1 protein-coding gene and 2 pseudogenes are annotated in these 5,137 nt (G+C 56.1%); all 3 read right to left on the bottom strand.

Annotation, left to right across the window (positions count from 1 at the left end):
• Positions 1-123 precede the first annotated feature (123 nt).
• Positions 124-468: pseudogene (locus EUC46_RS12205) on the bottom strand (hypothetical protein); the annotation flags it as partial.
• 1,840 nt (positions 469-2,308) lie between these two features.
• Positions 2,309-3,184 carry an SH3 domain-containing protein gene (locus EUC46_RS12200; RefSeq protein ID WP_164918839.1) on the bottom strand — a complete coding sequence of 292 codons (876 nt, stop codon included), beginning with the start codon at positions 3,182-3,184 and terminating at the stop codon, positions 2,309-2,311.
• A 532-nt stretch (positions 3,185-3,716) separates the two neighbouring features.
• Positions 3,717-5,137 (bottom strand): annotated as a pseudogene (locus tag EUC46_RS12795) (helix-turn-helix domain-containing protein); the annotation flags it as partial.

Here is a 5,137-nt window from a genome sequence, read left to right as displayed (position 1 = left end):
CGCAACCAACGCCCAAGCTCCTCACCATCACCATCACGAAGCACAAGACCAGGAGCACCAGGATGAGCCATACCCACATACTCCCAAACACCCAACCGTCTAGACACTAACGACACGCGACACTAGGTCATCCCGATCAAAGCGGAAGGCTTCGATGAGCGCATCACGCAGCGTCGGCGCCTCATCGTGGATCGTCTGGCGAAAGCGCGCCACCACCGCTTCCTCCTGATCGCGGCGAAAAGTGTATTCGAACAGCGTCGAGAGCAGACCGGCGCCGAAGAGCGTGCCACCGAGTTCTCCCAGCGGCAACGAATGCAGCCAGCTCCAGGCGCCGAGGTCCAGGCCGTTCATCCATCCGTTCAGCATCATTAGCAATACGCCGGCGAACGTGAGCGACACAGCCAACAAAGCAGCCTTCGCCTTTCGCAGCCGGTGAAGCGGAGAGCTCTTCTTATCTTTGCTGACCATTACGCTTTTGATTATAACAAACATGAGCGAGATGAACCAGGAGCGTACGTGCGTTAGCGATTTCGACCGACTAGCGCTTTCTGCCCTTAGCGTTCGTCTAGCTCGACCCGCTGGACTGTGTCGCTACTCCTGGCGTTGCCTATTTGCTGGTTGTCGACCTAGACCGCCCGGCAGACCGCAGAGACCAACACAGGAGTTCACCATGTTTAGAGGGGAACGTCCCACACAACAGAACCATCAGCCTGCAGACCCTTGTCCTCCGTGGTGTATAGAGCCACGCGAACCAGATGATGATCTCGGTGATCACGTCCACACAGCCGCCCGGCGCGAGGTAGCTTGTGTGCGACTGAGGCGCAGACACAGCCCGAACGACAGCCATGCGCCAGAGCGTCGCGCCGAGGCTGTCACTTACGACCTTGTCCGTTACCGCTACAGTGGGGATTACGAGGACTGGTTCTACATCGGAGATGAAGCGCACGGGCTAGATCTGAGCCTGGAGAGCGTGCGGCGACTGACCGAAACACTACGAGAATACCTAGACGACATGCCATGACGGTCGCGCTGATAACCGCACCATTTCTATGATGAGCAAGTCCATCCGACCCACAGGGCCGATAGCCGTAAACAACCAACCCCAACAGTAATGCCGGGACTTTGAAATCTTTATTGTGCTATTTATGAATCGTCGTCTAGAAAAGTTTGTCCGCATTGGAAGACTGTGGTTAAACAGACACAGAGGGCTACGTTCATCGAATAAGGGCGGGTCAGCATCACCACATCTCGTCGTCGCCCGTCGACACACCACCAGAGCGCCAGCACCCCTTCCCACCTGAAGCCCAGCGACTGGAACAGGCGCAGCGAGGCTGTTGCTTTCCATTGGCGTATGCGATCTTGCGCTGCAGCTCGTCGACACTACGTGATCGTCAGTACGGTGGGTCGTATTGAGTCAGCTTCTGCCAGTCGGCGCAGACAGTAAGGATGGTGGGAGCATACTTGGCGACGGAGCCCGGAACGTGATACCAGGAGAAACCACACTCTTCTCATGCCTCACCAGTGCTCGAATTTGCACGACTCAGCACGCTACGGTTTTGTTTAAAACCGACCATGATACAACAATATTGTCAATACACTAGAAGTGAATACACGAACCTCTCGCTACTCGGCGATAAACAAAGCATCTCTCTGCTTCGATAGCCCTCAGCGAGCCGAGTAGTGCATCGCGTGTCTGGCTGAATAATGACCGCATTAACCATACGCTTTACATTATCTGGCATAGCATCCTTTACGACAGATGAAATCATAAACTCCGACTGCTTCGTAGGACCCCAGCCATTACATTGGTCTAAGCAGTTAGTGAATGGCTGCGATTGGAGTGCACGTTGTCGAACCTGCCTATCTGACACTGTACCGACAACTGTTCCCTCGCGTTCGTTTACCCACGAAACGACAAAACCAGAATCGTAATCAATATGTGCATGGCGTACGAAATCACTACTCAGATGATTCGTAAAAATCGTGCCTGCGAGGTTACTGTGATAGAAGAATAGGACTATGCCAGCGATGAGAATAAATACTATAGTGACCGGTATCGCATTTGTGGTAAAACATTGTCTCATATCTGCTAATAGTATAGATGATCTGGCTAAAATTGCAATGTAAGCGAGATCTTGTCATTGCGGTTTTACTAATTCACATTTGCAGAGCAACGCTCTGCCTAACATCCTCAAACCAGTATATCGTTAGATAGCAAGTGAGGCGAGGGGCGAAAGGGTGTAATATACCCTTTCACCCCTCGCTCAGATACTCCCGTCAGCCAGCACAGTCAAGGAGGTAGCTGGCGCTACCTGACACTGCCACTACCAGGCGGGTAGCAACCGGAAGCATAGATCTCGTAGACATGGGCCGCACCAGTTACTCCGTCTAGCATCATCGGGAGGTATGGAGGAGCGAAGTCGTACGTATCGTGAATAACGAAGCAGTTCTCTGACGTCCGCCACACGTCAAACCTATGGAGAGATAAGTACATGTCGTCGCCGTCATTTTCTACGGTGGCTTCGTAGCAACGTGCAGTGTCGCTTCCGGGTGCGAAGGTGGGGTTCGTATCAATTGGGATGTTCTGATCGTAAATCCACTTTACGAAGTGGTCACCAGGCTGGCCAAAGAACGCCCAGTCAATGACGACTGGCCCACTATCTTTGTTGTTGTAGTAGTAGTTGAGGAGCTGCCTCCACATTGGTACATCAGGGCTAACCTGAGCAAAACGTCCCGTAACAGGGTGCGGCTGTTCCGTCGATGTTTGGGTCGGCGCTGGCGCCGCTTCTCTGCACGCCTCCGTCACCGCTTCATCACTCCCGGTCAGTATCATGACATCCGCGATGTAGGAGTCGGTCCCGGACACCTTGTACCAGAGGTCGGAGGTGCCGTACGGACCAGTGGCGTTGCCGCCGTGGGTGGAGCAGCCGAGCGTGACCGTCGAGCCGGCTGGGATGGTGTTGACAACCACGTGGCCAGTACTAGGACCGCTCCGTACATTGGCATAGTCCCAGCCTGGTACAGAGAACACTGTTGCCGTTGTCTCCGATGGTGCCGCCTGCGCAGTAGGGGCGATAGCACCAAGCTCCAGAGTGGCGACGAGTATGACCGAGATGGCGGCTAGCCACCGCTTGAGATGGAGTGATGGAAGGTGAGAAATAGAAACGATAGTCAAGGAGTTCACGTCGACCCCTCCTTCCTGAGTAGATCTGCTCGGATAGGTCAGACCAACTCAATAGAAGATGCATTTGCGGTCAGTGAGCACTAATGAGATGCAGTCTCTCGTGCCAGTGGATCGGGCTAAGCGCAGTGTCAAAACACTGCCTGTGGGGTGCGGGACTAAAGACCCGCCGTGAGGAGACTCAGGAGGAGTCTCCAAGCACCGGCTCACCTCCTTTATGAGCCGTGCTACAGCTTAGCGTTCACGCACACCGCATGCAACATCGACAAAGATTATCGCTATCATCCCGAGGAGCGTCGGCCGCAGAATCCTCAGGCAGAAAATCAACTCTTGTACGACTTCTACGATTTTTGACATCAAATAGACACTGATGTGAAGTCGTTTTCTTGGCCCATACTGACGATCCTCGTATAGATCTACAATCTTGCATATGGTTATCAGTCGCAAATCCATCATCAATGGAGTCACGAAGCTCAGACGGGATGCACCAACGCGCAGCGCACACGTGTCACCGCAGTAGACCATCAAGCGGAACTCATCCCCGCAGCACCTTCCGGATCGTGTCTCGGCTGACCCCGAGCTGCTCGGCGGCATCCTTGACAGTACCGACAGCCTCGTAAACCTGGCTAACCCGCCGACGAAAGACCTCATCCGTGACATCAGTGCGCAGCGTCAGGCCAGTGCGCTTCAGGTGGATGGCCACGGTCTCGCGGTGGAAGCCGAACCGCTGGGCAATCTCCTTAACCGTACAACCCGTCCGGTGCAACCTCGCCATCTCCTCGACCACCTCGGGCCGCAAGTAACGATTGAAGTGACGGGAAGCCGGAGTAGCGGAAGCCTCGACGATGCTGCTGGGATTCTCGTCAGCAGCATCTTGCACATCGCGAGCCTCCGACGCATGCTGCATCACATACCGCCAACACTCGTCCCAGAGATTTGAGTGGGATAGGGTCACCCCGACCAATTGCATAGCACTCAAACCCACGTCATGAGAGGTCTCTGGCGTGGGTTTTTGGTTGAAAAACGGCTGGTTTTGGGTGGTTTCGGTCGGTTCGGGGCTGTGGGGGCGGGCATGTGCTGCGGTGGCGGGGCTGGGGTTTCCGACTTCGTCGCCACTCCCGACTTCGTCGTCACCCCCGACCTTGTCGTCCAGGGGTGCCGGAGCCCTCGGAGTGGTCGCGCCCTCAGCGCTCTTACTGTCCCCTGCATCCCCTGCCCCTCCTGGACTGCCTGCACTCGCCGCACCCTCTATGGCTGAACTCACACCCACTCCCAGGATGTTGTCGAAAGGCGGTAGGCAGGTGGCTGTGGTGGTGACCTGGCCGCTGTCCTGGTCTGGCACTAGGTACACATGTTCGAAGAAGAGTTGGTTGAGCATGCGTCGGATGTGGTCTGGTGCCTGGTGGTAGGCGTCCGCGGTGTGCTCGGCCAGGTCGAGGGCCTGGACGATGAGGGTCTCTCTGTCCCTCAGATCCTGTTCCAGGGCCTGGATGTGCCGATCAGTGGTAGTCAGACTGCGCGTAATGCGCTGCTGCTCGTTCTTGAGCACGTCCAGGGGGATGGCGTCCTCGTAGTGGGCCTGGAGGAGCTTGTCCCGCTGATGGACGAGTCTTTGCCGGGTGGTGGTAAGCTGGGTCAGCTGCTGCTCGGTGTCCTGGATCATGACAGCCAGCTGGTGGCGCAGGGCCCGCTCCAGTTCCTTACGGCGGACTGGTTGCAGGCGGATGTGCTGGTACAGCGCTTCGACCTCCTCCTCGATCGTCTCGGTCAGGGTGGCGCGGAAGGTGCAGTCGGGCTGCTTCTTGGAGTGGCGGCCCAGGCAGACGAAGTGAATCGTTCCGGGTTTAATGGAGGCGGTGATGATAGGAAGGATCACTGCTATGGGACGACGGAAGTACCCCCTGGAGTTGCGCGAACGGGCGACTCGGATGGCGCTGGAGGCTATGGAGGATCCGG

The organism is Actinomyces oricola (assembly GCF_004104015.1).
GTDB lineage: Bacteria > Actinomycetota > Actinomycetes > Actinomycetales > Actinomycetaceae > Actinomyces > Actinomyces oricola.
Note: the sequence above shows the minus strand (reverse complement) of the source record. Positions and strands in the feature narration are given on the sequence as shown.